Origin of the sequence: Nocardiopsis lambiniae (assembly GCF_031845465.1) — a bacterium.
GTDB lineage: Bacteria > Actinomycetota > Actinomycetes > Streptosporangiales > Streptosporangiaceae > Nocardiopsis > Nocardiopsis lambiniae.
Window position 1 is genome coordinate 164,240 of sequence record NZ_JAVREP010000003.1, and the last position, 19,720, is coordinate 183,959.

The window sequence follows — 19,720 nt, forward strand, 5'->3', positions numbered from 1 at the left end:
AGATGAACGAGGGCGGTGCGACCCACGGCACCGATCGGCGCCGCGACCTGCTCAGGGCGCGCCTGATCAACGCTTCCTCCGTGTTCACCGCCGTGCTGGTGATCCTCCTGTCACCGGGGATCGACCTGATCCACGCCTACGTGAACGGCCGCCCGCTCTGGACGTCGATCACCTCCCTGCTCCTCTTCGCGGCCGTCGCGGTGGCCACGGTGCCCCCCCTGCTCGCCCGCCTGCGTGGACACGGCGATCCCGGTGGGCTCCGGTACCTCGTGATCGTGGTCCTGGCGTGCGCGGGTGCGGGGGTCATCCGGGTCGAGACCCACGCGATCCTGGCCCTGGCCTCGTGGTGGGCCGTGATGTTCCACCTCTACCGGGACCGGTGGCGCAGGGACGTCGGCACGCTGGGGGTCGTTCTGCTGCCGTGGATCGCCTGGCCGTTCCTGTACCGGGAGACCCCGGTCGAGGCGTTCCTGGGGATCTGGCTGATGGCCGTGGTCTACGGAGGACTCCTCTCCCTGGGCTTCGTCGTCACCTTCTGGTTGTGGGACATCCTCCGTGAGGCGGTCTCCGCGCGGGAGACCAAGGCCCGGCTCGCCGTGTCCGAGGAACGCCTGCGGTTCTCCCGGGACCTCCAGGACCTGCTGGGCCAGGACCTGTCCCTGCTCGCCACCCGGGCCGCGCGTGCGGCGCGGGCGGTCTCCCACGCCCCGGAGATCGCCAAGGACGAGGCCGCCGAGGTCCACGCGCTGGCCCGGGACGCGCTGCGACGGGTGCGTTCGGCGGTCAGCGGCTACCGGGAACTGGACCTGGCCGAGGAGGTCCGCTCGGTCACCGCGGTACTGGCGGCCGACGGCACCCGGGCCACCGTGACCGGTCTGGCCGACCTCGATCCCTCCCCGGCGGAGGCCGCCCTGGCCGCGTGGGTGGTGCGCGAGGGCGGCACCAACGTGGTGCGACACAGCGAGGCCACCCGGTGCCGCATCGCCTTCTCCCGGGACCCGGACACGGGGGGAGTCGTGGTGGAGGTGACCAACGACCGGGCCGGCGCGGGACCCGCGGAGGGGCCCGTCTCCGGCGGCGGGCTGCTCGACCGGGTCCGACGGGAGGGTGGCACACTGTCGTCGGCACGGACGGAGGACGGCGGTTTCCTCCTGCGCGCGAACCTTCCCCCCGACACCGAGGAGACGCCTTGAGCCCCCGGGCCGAGCACGACGATCCTCCCGAGGAGACGGCGAACGATCGCCGCATGCGCGTCGTGCGCCTGGTGATCATGTCCTCGATGGGCCTCGTGGTGCTGGTCATGCTGGGCATCCCCCTGCTCGAACTCGTCCTCGGCGGACCGGGCCACGTCCTGTGGCGTTCCCTCGCGGCCGAGGCCACCGTCCTGCCCATGAGCCTGCTCCTCCTGCTCCTGCTACGGGACCGGATCGACGGCCGACGGATCCCCGACCCCCGGTACTACTGGGGATCGCTCGTCCTGCTCGCGGCCACCGTGCTGTTGCTCCAGGGGCCGACCATGGCCATGGGACTGATCGCCTCCTGGTGGGGCGTGGGCGTGTTCACGGCCCCCCGGGAGCGCACCGTCGTCGTCACCCTCGCGTTGGCGGCTGCCCCGTGGCCGCTGATCCTCACCGCCGACGACGGCGTGCCCGTCGCCGTCCACCTGTTCCTGTGGGTCGCCGCCATCGTCTGGGCGCTGCTCCTGGCCTCCGGATCCATGGCCACCATCTGGTTGTGGGACATCACCAAACAGGCCGTCGAGGGCCAGCACGCCCGGTCCCGGCTGGCGGTGACCGAGGAACGGCTGAGATTCGCCCGGGACATGCACGACCTGCTCGGACACAGCCTGTCGGCGCTGGCGGTCAAGGCCGAACTGGCGGGCCGGCTCGTCGACCGGGCGCCCGATCGCGCCGAGTCGGAACTGCGCGAGGTGCACGACCTGGCCCGGGAGGCACTGCGTCAGGTGCGCTCGGCGGTCAGCGGTTACCGGGAACTGGACCTGATCGAAGAGGTCGCCTCGGTGCGCGGTGTCATCGAGACGGCCGGCGCCCGTACCGAGGTCACCGGCCTGGACGTCCTTGGCGGTCTGGAGGAGACCGGCGGGATCGCCGCCCTGGCCGCGTGGGTGGTGCGCGAGGGCGGCACCAACGTGCTGCGGCACAGCGACGCCACCCGGTGCCGGATCGACTTCTCCCTCATCGAGGACGCCGCCGAGGGCAGGGCCCTGATCGTGGAGATCTCCAACGACCGGGCCCGTGAGGGCGGAGACGGCACGGGCAACGGCCTGACCGGCCTGTCCGAGCGGCTGTCCGCCGTGGGCGGCGGACTGACGGCCGCGCGCACCAGGGACGGTGGGTTCCTGCTGCGCGCCGTCCTGCCCGTGTGAGACGGGGACGCCGGTCAGCCGACCTCGGGGGAGACCAACCCGAGGGCACGGTCGAGTTCCTCCATGGCGAGCCGACGGTCCGCCCGCGCCGCCGCGATGAGCACCTCCGCGTACAACTCGATCTCGTCGAGTGCGACGTGATCGTGGAGCGGACCGGGCCGACGCCGTTCGTGGTCCACGCGCGTTCACCCCCGAGAGCGACGAGGTGTCCTGGACGGTGGGGCCCGCCGGGGCATGGCGTGCCGGTCGGGAGTACCCGGATTCCAGGGTACGCGGGGGTCGCCGGCTCCCGCATGACCCGGGAGGACCAGCACGCGGCTCACCCGATCCGGCCAGAGGGACGGCCCTCCATCACCCGCTCACCCATCGCCCCTGTCACCCCGCTCTGCCCGATCGTGGGCGGTGGTCTTCATCACCCCCACGGCCCGTCCGGCCGAGCGACTCCCCGCCGATCCCCTGATGACGGCGGTGGCGCCGCCGGGCGGGGGAGACGCGGCTCTTCCGGACCGCCGTCCTCGTCCTCCCCGTCCACCGTTCCTCCCTCCGGACCCCCTCCGGCCCTGAGGCGGTCATCCGACCCCGGATCGGGCCCGGTGGGCGCACGACGTCGTGCGCCCACCGGGCCCGATCGGCGTTCGGCTCGTCGTCAGCTCCAGTCGACCCGGGCGTGCTCCCTGGCCAGGCGCGCGTAGTGGACGGGGGTGTACTCCAGAACGGCCCGGTCGTCGTCGTTGAGTTCGCGCACGACCTTGCCGGGGACGCCCGCCCACAGGGTGTTCGGGGGCACGGTCTTGCCGGGCGGCACGAGTGCGCCGGCGGCGACGAAGGCGCCCCTGCCGACCCGGGCCCCGCCCATGACGATCGCGCCGATGCCGATGAGCGAGCCCTCCTCGACGATCGCGCCGTGCACCATCGCCTTGTGGCCCAGGCTGACATCGTCGTGCAGCACGACGGGCTGACCGGGGTCGGAGTGCAGGCCGCACTGGTCCTGGATGTTCACCCGCTCGCCCACGATGATGTCCTCGGTGTCGGCGCGCAGCACCGATCCGTACCAGACGCCGCTGTCGGCGCCCAGGCGGACGCGGCCCACCACGACGGCGCCCGGGGCGATCCAGGCGTCGGGGTGGATCTCCGGTGTGCCGAACCCGGCCCGACCGATGCGGGGTCCCTCGTCCGCCCGCCGGCCTTCGATCCCACTGCCCATGTCGTCCTCCCTGTCGGTGGGGTGTGCGTCGACCCCCGTGACGGCGGGGGAGGGGGTGAAGTTGACCGCTCCGCCCCCGCGCGGGGATGATCGCGCATACCTTAGTAAGAACGTGACCGGAGGCCGCACACCGATGTCCCCTCGGGACCCTTGACGGGGCATCGTGGCGTGTGCCTACCGTGGTCGTTCGGTCGTCCACAGTGTGACGCTCCGCGCTCGATCGTTCCCCTCGTGCGATCGAGGTCGTGGTGAAAAAGGACACCCGTTGTATGTAACGCTTTACGCAAAGTTACGGGTGTTCACCGGACAATTGGGTACGGGGCAACTCTCACCTGCTGCGATGTGCAGCCAATGACGGTGTACTAAGACATGAAAGGCACATGAGCGATATGTTGCCGGGTGGCGGACTGCAACAGGACATGTTCCCGACGGTGCGCAAGGGCGGCTACGACAAGGCGTCGGTCGATGAGCGCTTCGTTCGTCTGACCAACGAGAAGCAGGACTTGATCGAGCGCCTGCGCCGCATGGACGACGAACTCGAACAGTACAAGCGCGATCTGGCGATCGCCCGGGAGAAGGCCCAGACCAAGCCCGAGCACGAGCAGATCAGCGAGCGCATGGCCGAGATCCTCCGCATCGCGGAGGAAGAGGCCCAGGAGCGCCGCACCAAGGTCGACTCCGAGGTCCAGGACTCCAAGAAGCGGGCCCAGGAGGACATCTCCAAGCTCCGCAAGGACGCGGAGGAGCACGCCGAGCGCATCATCACCTCCGCGCGGTCCGAGTCCAACGAGATGGTCACCAGTGCCAAGAAGGAGGCCGACCAGCTCCGCGAGCAGGCCAAGCAGGAGGGCGACCGCCGACTGGGCGAGGCCGAGGCGCGTGCCAAGAAGATCCACGACACGGCGGACCGCAGGCTCGCCACGCTGACCGCGACGCACTCCGAGGCGTTGCGCAGGCTGCGCGACATGCACTCCACGCTGGCGGACCTGGTCACCGCCGAGGACAAGGCGGGCGCGATGGACACCGGCCTGACCCGGGAGGAGAGCGTCTCACCGGCCAAGGCCACGTCGGAGCCCGCCAAGGCCCCGGCCAAGGCGGACGCCCCGGTCAAGCCGGAGCCCGCGAAGGCACCGGTCAGGCCCGGGGCGCCGACCGGACCCAAGCCCGAGGCCGCCAAGGCGGCGGAGCCGGCGAAGGCCCCGGAGTCGTTCAAGCCGAACCCGGTCAAGCCGAACCCGGTCACGTCCGAGGCCCCCAAGGCCCCGGCTCCGGACGAGGCGACGATCCGGATCAACTCGCTTCCCGAGGGGCCGGCCCCGGACGAGGCCACGGTGCGCATCAAGCCCACCCCGCGCCCCGACGCCCAGGGATCGCAGGGTCCGCAGGGACCCAAGGCCGAGGCCCCCGGACGGCCGCCGCAGGGCGCCCGCTTCACCGGCCCCGCGCCCGAGGCCCCGCAGTCGCCTCAGGGGCAGCGGCCCCAGGCCCAGCAGGACCCGGACGAGACCGGCGGCGACCCGGGCATCACCGGTATCTACCGGCGTCCGGAGAGCGGCCCGAACCAGCCGCCCACGGGTGACGAGGGTGTGCGGGTGATCCGCAAGCCGTAGCGTTCGCGTAGGGATTCCAGGGGCGGGGACCCAGGTCCCCACCCCTGGTGTTTTGTGACCGGTTGTAGGGGGACGTCCGCCTTGTCACAGGCGGTCGGCTACGATTCCGACAGCCATGATTATCCGCGCGGCCATCAGGTCCGACCTCGGTGCGATTCTGCGTCTCCTTCGCGATCTCGGCGACACCGCCCACACGCAGAGCGCTCACGTTCGCATGTCCTCGGCCGCCGTACGCGCCTGGACCCGGATGGAGAACGACCCCGACCGCACCGTTCTGGTCGCCGAACAGCGCGGTCAGATCATCGGCACCCTCGACCTGTTGGTGATCGCCAACCTCACCCATGACGCCCAGCCCTGGGCGGTGGTGGACAACCTGGTGGTCGATCCCGAGCTGCGCCGCCGCGGCATCGGACGGGCGCTCATGGAGGACGCGGTCGACCGCGCCTCCCGGGCCGGTTGCTACAAGATCGAGCTGCTCTCCCACGAGAGCAGGCACGGGGCCCACGAGTTCTACAAGACCCTCGGCTTCGCCGACTCGTCCGCGGGTTTCCGCCGCTACCTCTGAGCCTTCTCCGCCGCGGGTCGGGGACCACCGCGCAGCGGCACCCCCCGCATGAACACCACCGCGACCAGCCCCAGCACGGCGATGGGCACGCCCGACAGGAACACCCCCTGCATGGCGTGGTCGAACGCGCCCACGACGATCTCGCGCACCGGCCCCGGCAGCGAGTGCACCAGTTCCGGTGACCCCTGCGCGGCCTCGGCGGCACCGGCCAGCTCCGCCGCCGTCTCCTCCGCCCCGGAGTCGATCCCCGCCGCGGCGTCGGCGGCCACCCGCTCGCGGGCGGCAGCGAGCGCCGCCGCGAGTTCGGTGTTGAGCCTGCCCACCATCACGGCGCCGAACGCGGCCACGCCCATCGCACCGCCCAGGTTGCGGAAGAACACCACCGCGCCGGTCCCCGCCGCCATGTCCGCGGTGGTCAGCGAACTCTGGGTCGCCAGCAGCAGAAGCTGCATGTTCAGCCCGAAACCCAGCCCCACCAGGGCCTGACCGGCGATCACCGACGTGAGCCCGGGGTCCAGGTGGGCCACGGAGAGCAGGACGAACCCGACGACGCACAGGACCATCCCGACGACCGGGTACACCTTCCAACGGCCGCTGCCGCTCACCGCGTACCCCGACCCGATCGAGGTGACCAGGAACGACGCCACCAACGGCAGGGTCATCATCCCCGACACGGTCGGGCTCATCCCGTGCACCATCTGGAGGTACTGGGGCATGTAGATGATCAGGCCGAACATCATCATGCCCACGCACATCGACGCCGCCGACGACAGCACGAACGTCCGGTCGCGGAACAGCCGGACCGGGATGATCGCCTCGGGCGCCCGCCGCTCCACCAGCACCGCCGCCGCCGTCAACGCCACCGCGCCGACCCCCAGGCCGATCGCCAGGGGCGAGGTCCAGGCGATCTGGGTGCCGCCCAGGCTGAGCAGCACGATCGCGGTGCTCGCCGCCCCGAAGATCAACGCGGCGCCCGTGTAGTCCACCGGGGAGTCGCGGCGGGGGACGAACGGCATGGTGAACATGAACTGGATGACCACGAACGCGAACACCGCCAACGGCACGGTGATCAGGAAGCACCACCGCCACCCGAGCGGGCTGTCCACCAGGAAGCCGCCGACCAGCGGTCCCAGCACCGTGGACACCCCGAACACCATGCCGATGAGGCCGCTGTAACGGCCGCGCTCGCGGGGGGAGACCACATCGCCCAGGATGATGTTGGGCAGCGTGGCCAGCCCGCCGATGCCCAGCCCCTGGAGGGCGCGGGCGGCGATGAGCCAGTCGATGTCCTGGGCGAGCCCGGCGGCGACCGAGGCGACGATGAAGATGCCCAGCGAGACCTGGAAGAGGAGCTTGCGCCCCCAGATGTCGGACAGCTTGCCCCACACCGGGGTGGAGGCGGTCATGGTGAGCAGGGCGGCGGTCGCCACCCAGGCGAGCCGGTCCTGGCCGCCGAGTTCGCCCATGATCGTCGGCAGCGCGGTGCCGACGATGGAGTTGGTCAGCATCGATGTGAGCATCGCGAGCACGAGACCGACCATGATGCGCCGCACGACCCGGCGGGGAGGGAAGGTCTGGGCGTGGGGGTCGAACGCGGGGACGGGCGGCGATTCCGGGGTGGGGGCGATGGTCGTCCTGTGCACTGCCTGTTCCAACGAAGACCCCTCATCCCGGACACGCGAAAGGCCCCGCGGCGTGTTGCCGGGGGCGAGATGTCCTCCTCCTGGTATAGGTAAACGCTGTTGACCTTGTCAAGTCGGTATCGCTCCACCGTTCCGGTAGGCGAACGGGTGCCGGAAATGCCAATCTGGAATCCGCACAGTCGGAGCAGGGCCACCGGAAGGCGTGGAGATGGACCGTACGGACGGAACCGGAAGCGGTGCCGGGCCCGCCCGTGGCCGTGAGGCGACCAGGGAGCGCATCCTGGCCAGCGCCCGGGAGCTCTTCACCGACGAGGGCTACGGGGCGGTGTCCTCCCGCAAGATCGCCGCGCACGCCGGGGTCAACGTCGCCCTGATCAATCGGTACTTCGGGGCCAAGCGCGGCCTGCTCACCGAGATCCTGCGCGAGGACGGCGTCTTCCCCGGCCTCATCGAGGGCGACCGGGGATCCCTCACCCGCCGACTGGCCGAACACGCGGTCAGCCGCCTGCACGGTGAGGGAACCGCGCTCCAGCGCGCCCTGGACCACTCCGCGGGCGACCCCGACCTCCAGGCCGTCTACCAGGGGCGCATCACCAGCGCCCTCATCGACCCGCTGGAGGCCTACCTCGGCGGGGGCTCGGACGCCCGCGCGCACGCCTCCCTGATCGCCGCCGTGATGCTCGGCCTCACCCGGGTCCGCCTGGTGGAGGGGGCCACGGCGCTGCGCGCCCAGGAGCGGGAGGATCTCACCCGCCGCGTCGAGGCGATCCTCGATCTGTGCCTGACGGATTTCCACGAGGAGTGACCCGCCGTTCCCCCGGTCTTTTGCCGCAACGGCAAAGAAGTGGCGCGCGGGGCGGCTCGACGGTGAGGCTGGTCGTGGAGGTGGTCCACGATGACCCACGAGCACACCGAGGCACCCCTGCCCGAGGAGTTCGGCGCGGAGTACTGGGACGGGCGCTACGCCTCGTCCGAGCGGATCTGGAGCGGGAATCCCAACCCCGCACTGGTCACCGAGGCGGCCGACCTGGCGCCCGGTCGAGCGCTGGAGGTCGGCAGCGGCGAGGGCGCCGACACCCTGTGGCTGGCCGAACGCGGCTGGGAGGTGACGGCGATCGACATCTCGGCGGTGGGTCTGGAGAAGGCGGCAGCGCACGCCGCCGGACGTTCGCCCGAAGCCGCCGCGCGGATCACCTGGCGTCAGGCCGATCTCACGGTGTGGGCGCCGCCCGAGGGCGCCTACGACCTGGTGACCGCGCACTACCTGCACTTCCACCCGAAGGTGCGGGCCGTGGTCTTCCCGGCGCTGGCCGACGCGGTCGCACCCGACGGAACGCTGCTGCTGGTCTCCCACACGCTGCGCGACCTCGCCGACGGGGTGCCGCGTCCGCCGTGGCCGGAGATGTTCCACACGGCCGAGGAGATGGCGGACCTGCTGCCGGAGGAACGGTGGACCATGGTCACGCTGGAGGAGCGACCGCGAACGGCCGTCTACGACGGGGTCGAGTACACCATCCACGACCTCGTCGTCCACGCCCGTCGTCGGGTCTGACCCCCGACCCGCCCCGCCGCCCGAACGGACGGCGGGGCGGGTGCGCTCCTCGGGCGTCTTCTCCGCCGGCCTCCAGAACCCCGTGAACCTCCGCTGCGCTTCGGTTCGTGCGAGGCCGCCCGGGGACAGGCCCTAGTCGCGCAGCTCGGCCACCACGTCGATCTCCACCAGGATGTCGGCGAGGTCGGAACCGACCGTGGTGCGGACCGGGTAGGGCGCGCTGAAGTGCTGCTCGTACACCGCGTTGTACTCGGGGAAGTCGCTCTTGAGGTTCTGTAGGTGCACGGTGGTCTTGACGACGTCGTCGAGGGTCAGGCCGTGCTCGGCCAGGACCGCCGAGACGTTGGCGAGGACCTGCGCGGTCTGCTCGCCGACCGTCGGGGCGACCTCGCCGGTCTCGGGGTCCTGCGGACCGAAGCCCGCGGTGAACAGGAACCCGCCCGCCACGATCCCCTGGCTGTAGGCGCCGGCGGGTGCGGGGGCCTTGTCGGTACGGACCGCCTTCTTGGACATCCGTGATCTCCTTCTCTCGGGTCTCGCGCGGTGGTCCCGCCTCGTCGATAATGCCTGTACCCGTGTTCTTGCGCATGCACATGCGCATGCGCGAACCGGTGCACATGCCGAATGTCGAGACGGCCTGGACCACACTTACTGGCAACAAAGTTATCAATTTTGTTCCCGGCAGCGTATCTTGGGTCACACCGATATCCGGCCAACGGCTCGTCGGACCTGACCGGGCGGTACCCCTGAACGGAGGAACAGTGCAGTCCGAGACCGTATTGACCGGGGGTCGGGTGGTCGACGGCACCGGCGCCCCCTCCCGCTCCGCCGACGTCGTCCTGCGGGGCGACCGCATCGTCCACATCGTCCCGCCCGGCACCGGCCGCCGGATGACCGGCGTCGGCGGCGCCGGCCCCGCGAAGGTCGTCGACATCACCGGGCGCGTCCTCGCCCCCGGCTTCGTGGACATGCACTCCCACTCCGACCTCGCCGTCCTCGCCGACCCCGGTCACGAGGCCAAGGTCCTCCAGGGCGTCACCCTGGAGGTCATCGGACAGGACGGGCTCGGCTACGCGCCCGTCACCGACGGCACCGTCGAGGAACTGCGCGCCCAACTCGCCGGCTGGAACGGCACCCCCGACCTCGATCACGCCTGGCGCGACATCGGCGGCTACCTCGACAGGGTCGACGCCGGCGCTCCCGTCAACGTCGCGCACCTCGTACCCCACGGCAACGTCCGCATGGCCGTACTCGGCGGCGAGGACCGACCGCCCACCGAGGACGAACGCGAACGGATGCGGGCCATCGTCGCCCAGGGCATGGCCGACGGCGCCCACGGGATGTCCACCGGCCTCACCTACACCCCCGGCATGTACGCCACCGACGACGAGATCGTCGCCCTCCTCGAACCCGTGCGCGCGGCCGGCGGCTACTACTGCCCCCACCACCGCAACTACGGCTCCCGGGTCGTCGAGTCCTACCAGGAGTGCCTGGAGGTCGCCCGCCGGGCCCAGGTGGCCCTGCACCTCGCGCACTGCCACGTCAACTTCCCCCAGAACCGGGGCCGGGCCCCCGAGGTGCTCGACGCCATCGACGAGGCCACCGTCCGCCACGGTCTCGACGTCACCCTCGACTCCTACCCCTACCGGGCCAGCGCCACCTACCTCGCCGCCCCGCTTCCGAGCTGGGCGCAGGTCGGCGGTACCGCGGACACCCTCGAACGCCTGCGCGACCCCGCCACCCGGGCCCGCGTCCTCCACGAGATCGAGGTCGAGGGCACCGACGGCAACCACGGCGTCCCCATGGACTGGACGGCGATCGTCGTCACCGGCACCGCCGACCCCTCCCTGTCCTGGGCGGTCGGCGCGTCCATCGCCGAACTGGCCGCCCGACGGGGCCGCGAGGCCGGCGACCTGTACATGGAACTCCTGGTCGCCGACGAACTGCGCAGCGGCTGCCTGCTCCAGGTCGGCAACGAGGAGAACATCCGCACCATCATGCGGCACAGTTCCCACACCGCCGGCAGCGACGGCATCCTCGTCGGCGACAAGCCCCATCCGCGCGGCTGGGGCACCTTCCCCCACTACCTCGGCCACTACGTCCGCGAACTCGGGGTCCTCGAACTGGAGGAGTGCGTCCGTCACCTCACCTCCCGGCCCGCCGGCCGCCTCGGCCTCGCCGACCGGGGCACGGTCCACCTCGGCGCGGTCGCCGACCTGGTCGTGTTCGACCCCGACACCATCGCCGCCCGCGCCACCTACGACGACCCCCGGCTCACCCCGGTCGGCATCGAACACGTCCTCGTCGCCGGCGAGTTCACCGTCCGGGACGGACGACGGACCGATCGCCTGCCGGGCCGCTCCGTCCGGAGGAACAGCCGATGAGCGCGCCCCCCGGCCCCGGGTCCGCCCCGGAACCCGGCATCGACGCCGTCTGCGTGGGCGAGACCATGGCGGTGTTCCACTCCGCCGACCCCCTCGTCGCCGGCGCGCGGCTCACCCTGGGCACCGGCGGCGCCGAATCCAACGTCGCCGTCGCCCTGGCCGGTCTCGGGCACACCGCCGCCTGGGTCGGCCGGGTCGGTGACGACCCCTTCGGGCGCATCGTCACCGACGCCGTCGCCGGACGTGGCGTGGACGTGCGCGACGTGATCGTCGACCCCGAACGCCCCACCGGCCTCTACGTCAAGGACACCGCTCCGGGAGGGGCCGGGGCCCTGTACTACCGCTCGGGTTCGGCCGCCTCGGCGCTCTCCGCCGCGGACGCCGACCGGGTGTGGTCGCGCGGCGCCCGCGTGGTCCACCTGTCCGGCGTCACGCCCGCCCTGTCGGCGCGGGCCGCCGCACTCGTCGAACACCTGCTGGACCGGCGCGCCGGCGGCGACTCCCTGCGCTCCTTCGACGTCAACCACCGGCCCGCCCTGTGGCCTGCGCGGGTGGCCGCCCCGATCCTGCTCGACCTGGCCCGCCGCGCCGACATCGTGTTCGTCGGCCGTGACGAGGCCGAACGCCTGTGGGGCACCCCCACGGCGGAGGACGTACGGGCGGTGCTGCCGGAGGTCCCCGCGCTGGTGGTCAAGGACGCCGAGCACGGCGCGACCTGTTTCACGGCCGAGGAGACGGTCTTCGAGCCGTCCCCCGAGGTCGAGGTGGTGGAGGCGGTGGGCGCCGGCGACGCCTTCGCCGCCGGTTACCTGTCCGGACTGCTCGACGGCCTCCCGACGGAACGGCGGCTGCGTCTGGGCCACGCGGTGGCGGGCGCGGTGCTGCGTTCGCGCTCCGACACCCTGGAGGGCCCGCCGAAGGAGGTCGCCGGCATCCGCGCGGACGGCGCCGTCAGCCGATGACGATGGCGCCCGCCAGGACCGGGTCGCCGAAACTGACGCTGCCGTGACCGGAGGCCAGGGCCCGGCTGCCCTGGCAGCTGGTCCCGGAGAACAGCGCGAACTTGACCTTGGCCTCGGTGGAGACCGCGGTGACCCCGCCCTGGCCGGTCTTCAGGGCGCGGCACCCGCCGTGCTCCACGGTCTGCTGATAGCCGGACTCGAAGGTGATCCGCACCGGGGGCGCCTGGTCCTCCCGGTTCGACAGTCCGGCGATGGCTCCGGCGATGGTGGCGGACATGGTGGCGAGGTTCGCGGGGCGAATCGGCACGGGGCTCCCCTTCACGGCCGACCTCGCCCGGTACGTCGCCCGGCGAGGTCATGATCACGCTCTGTCACGTGGCTACAGGGGTCATTTACCTACACCGGATCGGCGAACGAGGGGAGCCCCGACGGAGTGTCGGCGGATTTCTCCTGTTCGGGGATGCGGCCTCGACGGACATGTCGGGGATCGCTAGGATTTCTCCGGAAAGCGGACCGAGGACGGAGGGAGGGCACGTGCTCAACGCGCTGCTCACCGCCCTCTTCGAGGTCCTCTTCATCGGACCGGCCCCCGACGCCCTTCCGGCCGCCCCGCTGGCGCTGCTGTTCGTCGCGGTGGGCGCGGCCGTGGTCTGGTACCTGGCGCACGGCGCGGTCCCGGTGCCGGTCGGCGACACCACGGCCGGGCGGACGGACGCGATGCGCCGCCGTTCGGCGCGACTCGCGGTGCCCGCCCTGCGCGATCCCGACGCGGCGGGCAGACCGCGTCCCAGAGCACCCGGTACGGCCCCGTAGGCCGTCCCCGACCCGACCCTCGTCGCGTCCGGACGGCCCGACGTCCTTGTTCTCCCTCTGGACGAAGGGTCCTCTTCCGTGTACTCCGTATGGCCGATCTCGGTCGTCATGTCCCTGCTCACCGCGGTCCTGACCGTGCTCACCACCGTGTTCACGCCCCTCGTGGGCGCCCCGGCCGCGGCGCTCGCCGTGCTGGGGCTGACCATCGCCGTCCGGCTGCTGCTCGTCCCGTTCGGCGTCGCGCAGGTGCGCGCCGAGAAGGTCCGCGCCCGGATCGCCCCCCGTCTCGCCGAGATCGCCGCCCGGTACCCGAAGGACCCGGAGAAGAGGGTCGCCGCCCAGCAGAAGGTCTACGTCGAGGCGGGCACCTCGCCCCTGGCCGGCTGCCTGCCCTCGCTGGCGCAACTGCCCGTGGTCATCGCCCTGTACGGGGTGTTCATCGGGCAGGGCCCCGACACCGACCTGCTGACGCACACCCTGGCCGGGGTGGCGCTGGGCGCCACTCCGGCGGCGGCGGGGGTGTCGGGCGCGGTCGTGTTCGGTCTGCTCCTGGTGCTGCTGGCGCTCGTGGCGTGGGGGACGCGCCGTTTCCTGCCGTTGCCCGCCACCACCCCGGAGGCGGCCCGCATGGCCGAGGGGCCGCTCTCCTACCTGCCGTTCCTGACGGTGGTCTTCGCGGCGTTCGTGCCGTTGGCCGCGGGCCTGTACCTGCTCACGTCGGGGGCGTGGGCCCTGGGGGAGCGGCTGCTGCTGCGCCGCCTGGTCCCCGAGCCCGCACCGAAGGCGCTCCCGCGCACCTGAGAGGGCGCTCGGGGGTCAGAAGTCGACGCTGACGCAGGCGAGGCGGTCACCGGCGGTGCCCGCCTCGTCGTGGTCGGTCGCGGTGTGCCGTTCGTGCAGGACCAGGGAGGCGGCCCCGCCCTCGCGGAACTCCCACGGCACGGTGGCGCTGACCGTGACGGCACCGGTCCCGTCCGTGGTGAAGTCCAGCCACACCTCGTTCTCGGGGTTGGCGTAGGCCGGGTCGGTGGAGGGGGTCTCCGCGTCGGCGGCCGGGTCCTCCTCGTTCTGGTAGTGCGGACCGGCGTCCTCCGGTTCCTCCCCGCACGGCCGCGTGTGCACGTGGGCGCCGAAGTCGCGGTCGGCCTCCAGGCCGGTTCCGCTGAACTGCACGAACGTCGAACCGTCCTGGACGCGCACCTGGACGTCGGAGGTGGCGCCCTCGGGCACGGCGGTCTCGTCGTAGGTGATCGCGGCCCGGCTCTCCCCGGGAGGCATGAAGATCCCGGCGGTGACACTGGGGGCGGCGGTCGGCTGGACCCCGGCCGGGCTCTGCGGCGCCTCGGAGCCGTCGCCGTCGCCGGCGCCCTCCTCCCCGGTGCACCCGGTGGCGAGGATCGCGATCAGGGTCAGGGCGCCTACGGCGAGCGGTGACGTGCGCATGACGGAACTCCCGGTGGATGTCGACGGTCGTCCGCAAGATTACCCAAAGCGATCGCTCGATGACCTCGGGTGCGGACTCAGGATGTCGAGGGGGGAGGGAAATGCGTCCTGAGAGTGAAGGCCTCGGGGGTCGGGCCGTGTTCGCGCAACAGGTCGAGACGCCTCCCGGCCTCCTCGACACTGGGGATGCTATCGCTCGGAATCCACCACAGGACCAGGGACGGGCCCTCCATGCGGTCGAACCAGTGCCGCCGTTCGCGCAACAGGTCCAGGTGGTCGGTCCGGTAGGTGAAGTCCCACAGCGACTCCACGTCCTCCCACACCGAGTAGTTGACCAGGTGCGCCTCGCCGAACGGGCGGAGTCCGGTCGCGTCCTCCTTGCCCTCCTCGATCAGCCGCCACACGAAGCCGGGGGCGCTCTCGGCGAGTACGTTGATCGGCTCGATCCGTGAGGTGAACCCCTCCATGGAGGGGTCGGAGAGGGGGGCCTTCAGGAGTCCGAGGTTGAACTGGGCCAACCGGTGACGGGGATCGCTCATGAGGGGTATCGGACCATGCCCGGGGTTTCTATGTCAATCTTTTTTATTTTTAGAGATGGTGACACAGCACCGGCCCGGCTCCGGCGACATCCGGGCCCGCTCCCCGTCCTCTCCGACCTCCGCCAACATCCCCCGCAGCAGTTCCAGGTTGAGCCCGCACGCCAACGGAGGGAACGCCCGGGCCAACGTGTGGAACGGGCAGTTGCGCAACCGCAGCCCGTCCTCCCCCTCCGGATCCGCCTCGGGCTCATAGCCCCGCTCGCGCAGCAGGGCCTCCACCGACCCCGCCGACGACTCCCGCGCGATCCGCAGCCCCTCCGCGCGCGCCGCCGCGTGCAGCGCCTCCTCCGCGCCGTGCCGCTCCACCGCCTCCGCCAGCACGTGCGCCGCCAACTCGTAGTCGCGCGGCGGCAGGTGCAACGACACCTGCCGGTCGGCCCGCCGGTACACCTTCGCCGGTCGGCCCGCGCCCGGTCCCTCCCTGCCGTTCAGCCGTTTGCTCGCCGTCTCCAGCAGGCCGGCCTCGACCAGCCGGTCCAGGTGGTGCGCCGCCAGCGTCCGCTGGACGCCGAGCGCGTCGGCGGCCTCGGCCCGGCCCACCTCACCGCCCGACTCCACCACGTACTCGTACAGTCCGCGCCGCAACGGGTCGGCGAGCGCGCCGGCGGCGTCGATCGAGGAGTCGTCCATGACCCCATTGTCGGCGCCGGCCGCCCGAACGGCGCCCCGCGGAGGGGATGGGACACTGGGGACGCCCACGAGACCCCGTCCGAACAGGCGACATGCGAACGATCAGACGCGACGGCGAGCACGAACTGGAGATCAAGCGCTCCCGGTTCATCTGCGCCCTGGCCAGGGTGTCCGACGAGGAGGCCGCCCGGGAGTTCATCGCGCGGCGTCGCAAGGAGCACTGGAACGCCGGCCACAACTGCACCGCCTACGTCCTCGGTGACGACGGCGGCGTCCAACGCTCCAGCGACGACGGCGAACCCGCCGGCACCGCCGGGGTCCCCATGCTCGAAGTGCTCCGCCACCGTGCGATGACCGACACCGTCGCGGTGGTCACCCGCTACTTCGGCGGCGTCAAACTCGGCTCCGGCGGTCTCATCCGCGCCTACGGCAACGCCGTCTCCACCGCCATCGACGCCCTCGGCGTCCTGGAACGCCGCCGCCTGCTGGTCGTGGACGTGCACACCGACTACGTCATCGGCGGCAGACTGGAGAGTGATCTGCGCGACTCCCGCTTCCACGTCCGCGACGTCGCGTACGAGGACCGGGTCCGCGTCGAGGTGGCGCTCCCCGAAGAGGACCTGTCCGACTTCGAGGTCCGCCTCGCCGAGCTCACCGGCGGAAAGGCCGACCTGGAGGTGCGCGGCACCACCGTCGTCGACGTGGAACCCTGAACCGGGGCTGTTCACGTCGCCGTAACGACTGGTGGCCGTGTGTATCGGCATTCCGGCGTCCGGCTTAGGATTTGCCGTAAACGTCATCGTTCGTGGGGAGAAACCGTTCATGCGCAGCTCACGGGTGCCCCAGGCTCTCACCTGCGGCCTCGCGGCGCTGCTGGCCACCTCGTGCAGCGGTGATCCCGCACCCCCCGCCCCCGAGCCCGAGGCGGAACCGGCCCCGATCCCGACCGCCTTCGAGGGCCAATCCCCGCCCGGGATCGAGGGCGAGGTGCTCCGCTTCCTGCACGGCGACGAGGCCGACGCCCACGCCGTCTTCGCCGACCCGCTCGGGGTGCGGATCAGTTCCGTGGGCGACGCCTTCCTCATCAGCTCGGGTGGGGCCGACCAGCACCTGCTCCAGGAGGCCGCCACCGGCGCCGACCTGTGGGAGGGCGAGGCGCGGTTCCGAGGATTCGGCACCGACGTCGACGGCGCGCCCGTGCTGCTCATGTCCGATCTCGACGGTTCCCCCTTCGTCCTCGACGCCGAGGGCGCCACCCTGTGGGAACCCGCCGTGGAGGGCGACCTCTACCTGGGCGGCGTCGGTGTGCGCCGCCCCGAGGAGTGGTCCCCGGAGGAGGCCCACGGGGAGTACACCGTGCTGGCCGCCGACGGCACGGAGCTGTGGACCTACGACTTCGCCGCCCCCGAGGAACCCGAGGAGGAGGACGCGGAGGCCGACGAGGACGCGGACCGGGCCGACGAGGAGGAACCGGAGGACACGGAGGAGCCCCCCGCGCTCGGCGTCCCCGTGGCCGCCTGGGCCGACACCGTCCTGCTCGCCTCCGGCGACAGCACCCTGCACGCCCGCTCGCTCGACCCGGACGACCCGGGCGCGGAACTGTGGGACGTCGACGCGGGCGAGGACGAGGACCTGGGCCTGTCGGCTTCCGGATCCCTGCCCGAACCCAGCGTTCTGGGCCTCTTCCCGCTTCCCGAACCCGAGGAGGGACCGGAGGAGGACGCCCCGGAGCACGCCCTCGTGATCCGCTGGAGCGGCACCGAGGCGCCCTCCGTGCTCTCCGCCCACGATCCCGCCGACGGCGATCTGCTGTGGACCCTGGAGGAGCCCGGACCCAACCCCGTCGGCGGCCCCTTCGACCCGGCCGGTCCGGCCGGCGGCCTCTACGACACCGCCACGGGGACCTTCCTGCTGCCCCAGGCCAGCGGTGCGGCCACCGCGGTCGCCATCGACCTGGCCGCCGGCGAGGTGCGCTGGGGGCTGGAGGAGGAGGGCGGCGCGTTCTCCCCCGCCTTCACCCACGCCGGGTACGTCTACGGGGCCGCCCGGGGCGGTGAGAACGACTCCCAGGTGGTGCTGGACGCCCTCGACATGAACGTCGTCGCCGACGACCTCTCCGCCCACGTCGAGGCGGTCACCGCCGGCGGGCACGCCATCCTCGTCCAGGACCGCCAGCGCTTCGTCTACGGTCCGCCTCCGCAGGACGATGAGGACACGGGCGAACCCACCGAGGACCCCTCGGAGAGCCCGTCCGACGAAGCGAGCTGACCGGCCGGGAAACCCGCCCGGGGCTCAGCGCTCCCGGCGCTCCGGGAGCCGCACCACGACCTCCAGGCCCAACGCCCCGGTGTCCACCGTGCCGTCGTCGCGCGCCCACCACTGCCGTCGCGCGGCCCTGGTCTCGCCCACCGCGACCAACAGCAGGTCCGGCGGCAGGTCCAGCAGGACGTGTTCGTCGGCCGGACCCAACGGACGCGGCACGACCACCGCCTCGAAATCGCCCGGCTCGGGCACCGTCCCCTGGATCGGATCCGGTGCGGCCACCACCGGAATCGTGTCCGCGATCAACGAGTGCAACGGCCGGTCCGCACGCAACACCCGCACCCGCACGCCTGCCGCGTGCAGGCCGTCACCGAGCACCCGCACCGTGTCGGCGGCCACCTTCGGATCCCCACCCACGGCCAGCAGACCACGCGTCCGGGTCAGGTCCAAGTGGACCAGCGCGTCCCCGTCCTCCTCACGGCCCAGGCACACCAGCACGCCCCGCACGGGTGCGCGCACCGCGGTCATCGCCGCGGTCCCGAAGTGCACCGGCACCGCCGAGCGCCCGCTCCCGTAACGCCAGGTGGTGGTGTCCACCACCCGCCACGAGGACATCGGCGGGGTCGCCCCCGCCGGCACCACGGCGGTCACCCCGGCGGGCGAGGTCAGCAGCGCCACCGGACGCGCCGGCACGTCCGCGGGGGAGGCCAGCAGCTCCGCGTGGGCCGCGGCGGCGCGGCGCGGGGCGTCCGGATCGGCGGTCACCGCCTCCGTCGCGGCCCGCCGCCGCTTGGCGGCGACCCCCGGCCGGGTCGGCCTGCGCTTCTCGGGCCGCGCCGCCCGCGCCTTCCGGAGAGCCCGGAACGGCCAGGTGATCCCGCGCACCACCGCTTCCCAGAACAGGGTGAGGAGCGTCAGCAGGACCAGGCCGACCGCACCGGCGGCCAGGACGCGCGGGTCCATCTTCGGCTTCGCCTCGTCCTCGTCGAGGTCGACCACCTCGCCCCGCACCGTCTCCTCGTCCTCGGGCGGGGGCGTGTACGCGGGCGGAGGCGGAGGCGGGGAGGGGGGCTCCTGCCCCAGCGCCAGCGCGTTCTCGACCGACACCACGCACAACGGGTCACGACCCTCGTACACGCCCTCACCACCGGCGTCGAACGGCACCACCAGTCGCCAGCCCGGCAGCACCGAACGGTCCTCGCCCAGGGCGCCGCCGTCGGACTGCGTCCGCCCGGCGTTCAGCTCGTGGATCTCGTCGGCGCGCTCCGCGTCGCCCAGGATGACGTCGGCGATCGCGGCCAGTCCGGGCGACCCCTCGGGGACCACGTAGTAGTACACGTCGGGGCAGATCGCGTAGGCGTCGGCGGTGTCCGCGGCCACCGGGACCGCGGAGGCCAAGGCGAACGCGGCGGTCAGGGCCGCCACGACCGGTACCGCGCGCGCCGACGGATGACGTCTGGGGGTCACTCGGTCTACTCCTGGGGGTGGTCCGTGAGGGGTGCGGTGAAGGGAGATGACGCACGGGACGTCACGGTTCGTCCGAACCGGTCACGCCCCGGGAGCGTCTGTTCACTTGTGGGCGTGGCAGTCTATGATGACGGATTCGCGGAGAGCCTCGTGCCCCTGGGCCCCGACACCCCCGCCGGACGGCGCGCTCCCAGTCGGTG

21 protein-coding genes are annotated in these 19,720 nt (G+C 72.3%); 12 read left to right on the top strand and 9 right to left on the bottom strand.

The window, feature by feature from the left end; all coding sequences use genetic code 11:
* Window positions 1-2: 2 nt before the first annotated feature.
* Together RM479_RS06740 and RM479_RS06745 are read left to right on the top strand one after the other, a co-directional pair.
* Entirely contained in the window at window positions 3-1,193 is a 1,191-nt protein-coding gene (locus tag RM479_RS06740) for a histidine kinase (RefSeq protein ID WP_311510847.1), read from the top strand.
* The gene (locus tag RM479_RS06745; RefSeq protein ID WP_311510848.1) at window positions 1,190-2,386 is read left to right on the top strand and encodes a sensor histidine kinase; all 1,197 of its coding nucleotides are present in this window, start codon (window positions 1,190-1,192) and stop codon (window positions 2,384-2,386) included. The genes RM479_RS06740 and RM479_RS06745 overlap by 4 nt, the downstream gene beginning before the upstream one ends.
* 14 nt (window positions 2,387-2,400) lie before the next feature.
* On the opposite strand, the gene RM479_RS06750 is transcribed toward RM479_RS06745, so the two are convergent.
* Both RM479_RS06750 and RM479_RS06755 read right to left on the bottom strand, forming a co-directional pair.
* Entirely contained in the window at window positions 2,401-2,565 is a 165-nt protein-coding gene (locus RM479_RS06750) for a hypothetical protein (RefSeq protein WP_311510849.1), read from the bottom strand.
* A 467-nt stretch (window positions 2,566-3,032) separates the two neighbouring features.
* On the bottom strand, window positions 3,033-3,590 hold the full coding sequence (locus tag RM479_RS06755; protein ID WP_311510850.1) for a gamma carbonic anhydrase family protein: 558 nt from the start codon (window positions 3,588-3,590) through the stop codon (window positions 3,033-3,035).
* Between the two features lie 389 nt (window positions 3,591-3,979).
* Between RM479_RS06755 and RM479_RS06760 the strand changes: the two genes are divergently transcribed.
* Complete coding sequence (locus tag RM479_RS06760; RefSeq protein WP_311511017.1) at window positions 3,980-5,200, top strand: ATP synthase F0 subunit B; 1,221 nt, start codon at window positions 3,980-3,982, stop codon at window positions 5,198-5,200.
* A 115-nt stretch (window positions 5,201-5,315) separates the two neighbouring features.
* Window positions 5,316-5,765: a GNAT family N-acetyltransferase gene (locus RM479_RS06765; RefSeq protein WP_274810762.1), complete on the top strand. Its 450-nt coding sequence runs from the start codon at window positions 5,316-5,318 to the stop codon at window positions 5,763-5,765.
* On the opposite strand, the gene RM479_RS06770 is transcribed toward RM479_RS06765, so the two are convergent.
* Window positions 5,756-7,420: an MDR family MFS transporter gene (locus RM479_RS06770; RefSeq protein ID WP_397221514.1), complete on the bottom strand. Its 1,665-nt coding sequence runs from the start codon at window positions 7,418-7,420 to the stop codon at window positions 5,756-5,758. The genes RM479_RS06765 and RM479_RS06770 overlap by 10 nt on opposite strands.
* 196 nt (window positions 7,421-7,616) lie before the next feature.
* Between RM479_RS06770 and RM479_RS06775 the strand changes: the two genes are divergently transcribed.
* Together RM479_RS06775 and RM479_RS06780 are read left to right on the top strand one after the other, a co-directional pair.
* The gene (locus RM479_RS06775) at window positions 7,617-8,213 is read left to right on the top strand and encodes a TetR/AcrR family transcriptional regulator (RefSeq protein WP_311510851.1); all 597 of its coding nucleotides are present in this window, start codon (window positions 7,617-7,619) and stop codon (window positions 8,211-8,213) included.
* A gap of 90 nt (window positions 8,214-8,303) precedes the next feature.
* A complete protein-coding gene (locus RM479_RS06780) occupies window positions 8,304-8,960 on the top strand; it encodes a class I SAM-dependent methyltransferase (RefSeq protein WP_311510852.1) in 657 nt (218 codons plus the stop codon).
* A 132-nt stretch (window positions 8,961-9,092) separates the two neighbouring features.
* On the opposite strand, the gene RM479_RS06785 is transcribed toward RM479_RS06780, so the two are convergent.
* A complete protein-coding gene (locus tag RM479_RS06785; RefSeq protein WP_311510853.1) occupies window positions 9,093-9,473 on the bottom strand; it encodes a RidA family protein in 381 nt (126 codons plus the stop codon).
* Between the two features lie 248 nt (window positions 9,474-9,721).
* Here RM479_RS06785 and RM479_RS06790 point away from each other — a divergent pair, with 248 nt between their 5' ends.
* Together RM479_RS06790 and RM479_RS06795 are read left to right on the top strand one after the other, a co-directional pair.
* Complete coding sequence (locus tag RM479_RS06790; RefSeq protein ID WP_311510854.1) at window positions 9,722-11,344, top strand: N-acyl-D-amino-acid deacylase family protein; 1,623 nt, start codon at window positions 9,722-9,724, stop codon at window positions 11,342-11,344.
* Entirely contained in the window at window positions 11,341-12,306 is a 966-nt protein-coding gene (locus RM479_RS06795) for a sugar kinase (protein WP_311510855.1), read from the top strand. Before RM479_RS06790 ends, RM479_RS06795 begins: the two co-directional genes overlap by 4 nt.
* Here RM479_RS06795 and RM479_RS06800 read toward each other — a convergent pair.
* A complete protein-coding gene (locus RM479_RS06800) occupies window positions 12,296-12,613 on the bottom strand; it encodes a hypothetical protein (RefSeq protein WP_274810768.1) in 318 nt (105 codons plus the stop codon). The two genes, RM479_RS06795 and RM479_RS06800, sit on opposite strands and share 11 nt — an antisense overlap.
* A 227-nt stretch (window positions 12,614-12,840) precedes the next feature.
* On the opposite strand from RM479_RS06800, the gene RM479_RS06805 reads away from it, so the two are divergent.
* Window positions 12,841-13,119, top strand: coding sequence for a DUF6412 domain-containing protein (locus RM479_RS06805; RefSeq protein ID WP_397221518.1), 279 nt, complete (start codon window positions 12,841-12,843; stop codon window positions 13,117-13,119).
* Between the two features lie 78 nt (window positions 13,120-13,197).
* On the top strand, window positions 13,198-13,920 hold the full coding sequence (locus tag RM479_RS06810) for a YidC/Oxa1 family membrane protein insertase (RefSeq protein ID WP_311510856.1): 723 nt from the start codon (window positions 13,198-13,200) through the stop codon (window positions 13,918-13,920).
* A gap of 15 nt (window positions 13,921-13,935) precedes the next feature.
* Here the strand turns inward: RM479_RS06810 and RM479_RS06815 are convergent, their stop codons facing one another.
* From RM479_RS06815 to RM479_RS06825, 3 genes are all read right to left on the bottom strand, one after another.
* On the bottom strand, window positions 13,936-14,562 hold the full coding sequence (locus RM479_RS06815) for a superoxide dismutase family protein (RefSeq protein WP_274810770.1): 627 nt from the start codon (window positions 14,560-14,562) through the stop codon (window positions 13,936-13,938).
* Window positions 14,563-14,639: 77 nt separating this feature from the next.
* A complete protein-coding gene (locus tag RM479_RS06820; RefSeq protein ID WP_311510857.1) occupies window positions 14,640-15,101 on the bottom strand; it encodes a DUF3291 domain-containing protein in 462 nt (153 codons plus the stop codon).
* A 33-nt stretch (window positions 15,102-15,134) separates the two neighbouring features.
* Window positions 15,135-15,791, bottom strand: a complete 657-nt coding sequence (locus RM479_RS06825; protein ID WP_311510858.1) for a helix-turn-helix transcriptional regulator — start codon at window positions 15,789-15,791, stop codon at window positions 15,135-15,137.
* A 92-nt stretch (window positions 15,792-15,883) separates the two neighbouring features.
* Here RM479_RS06825 and RM479_RS06830 point away from each other — a divergent pair, with 92 nt between their 5' ends.
* Both RM479_RS06830 and RM479_RS06835 read left to right on the top strand, forming a co-directional pair.
* Window positions 15,884-16,504, top strand: coding sequence for a YigZ family protein (locus tag RM479_RS06830; RefSeq protein WP_311510859.1), 621 nt, complete (start codon window positions 15,884-15,886; stop codon window positions 16,502-16,504).
* A 109-nt stretch (window positions 16,505-16,613) separates the two neighbouring features.
* Window positions 16,614-18,059, top strand: a complete 1,446-nt coding sequence (locus RM479_RS06835; protein WP_311510860.1) for an outer membrane protein assembly factor BamB family protein — start codon at window positions 16,614-16,616, stop codon at window positions 18,057-18,059.
* 24 nt (window positions 18,060-18,083) lie between these two features.
* Here the strand turns inward: RM479_RS06835 and RM479_RS06840 are convergent, their stop codons facing one another.
* Window positions 18,084-19,520 carry a hypothetical protein gene (locus tag RM479_RS06840; RefSeq protein ID WP_311510861.1) on the bottom strand — a complete coding sequence of 479 codons (1,437 nt, stop codon included), beginning with the start codon at window positions 19,518-19,520 and terminating at the stop codon, window positions 18,084-18,086.
* Between the last annotated feature and the right edge of the window lie 200 nt (window positions 19,521-19,720).

Excerpts from the sequence above, each read along its gene's own strand:
- RM479_RS06830 (WP_311510859.1), top strand. The coding sequence starts at position 15,884 with ATGCGAACGATCAGACGCGACGGCGAGCACGAACTGGAGATCAAGCGC.
- RM479_RS06820 (WP_311510857.1), bottom strand. The coding sequence starts at position 15,101 with ATGAGCGATCCCCGTCACCGGTTGGCCCAGTTCAACCTCGGACTCCTG.
- RM479_RS06815 (WP_274810770.1), bottom strand. The coding sequence starts at position 14,562 with ATGCGCACGTCACCGCTCGCCGTAGGCGCCCTGACCCTGATCGCGATC.
- RM479_RS06825 (WP_311510858.1), bottom strand. The coding sequence starts at position 15,791 with ATGGACGACTCCTCGATCGACGCCGCCGGCGCGCTCGCCGACCCGTTG.
- RM479_RS06755 (WP_311510850.1), bottom strand. The coding sequence starts at position 3,590 with ATGGGCAGTGGGATCGAAGGCCGGCGGGCGGACGAGGGACCCCGCATC.
- RM479_RS06785 (WP_311510853.1), bottom strand. The coding sequence starts at position 9,473 with ATGTCCAAGAAGGCGGTCCGTACCGACAAGGCCCCCGCACCCGCCGGC.
- RM479_RS06780 (WP_311510852.1), top strand. The coding sequence starts at position 8,304 with ATGACCCACGAGCACACCGAGGCACCCCTGCCCGAGGAGTTCGGCGCG.
- RM479_RS06795 (WP_311510855.1), top strand. The coding sequence starts at position 11,341 with ATGAGCGCGCCCCCCGGCCCCGGGTCCGCCCCGGAACCCGGCATCGAC.
- RM479_RS06835 (WP_311510860.1), top strand. The coding sequence starts at position 16,614 with ATGCGCAGCTCACGGGTGCCCCAGGCTCTCACCTGCGGCCTCGCGGCG.
- RM479_RS06765 (WP_274810762.1), top strand. The coding sequence starts at position 5,316 with ATGATTATCCGCGCGGCCATCAGGTCCGACCTCGGTGCGATTCTGCGT.
- RM479_RS06775 (WP_311510851.1), top strand. The coding sequence starts at position 7,617 with ATGGACCGTACGGACGGAACCGGAAGCGGTGCCGGGCCCGCCCGTGGC.
- RM479_RS06760 (WP_311511017.1), top strand. The coding sequence starts at position 3,980 with ATGTTGCCGGGTGGCGGACTGCAACAGGACATGTTCCCGACGGTGCGC.
- RM479_RS06740 (WP_311510847.1), top strand. The coding sequence starts at position 3 with ATGAACGAGGGCGGTGCGACCCACGGCACCGATCGGCGCCGCGACCTG.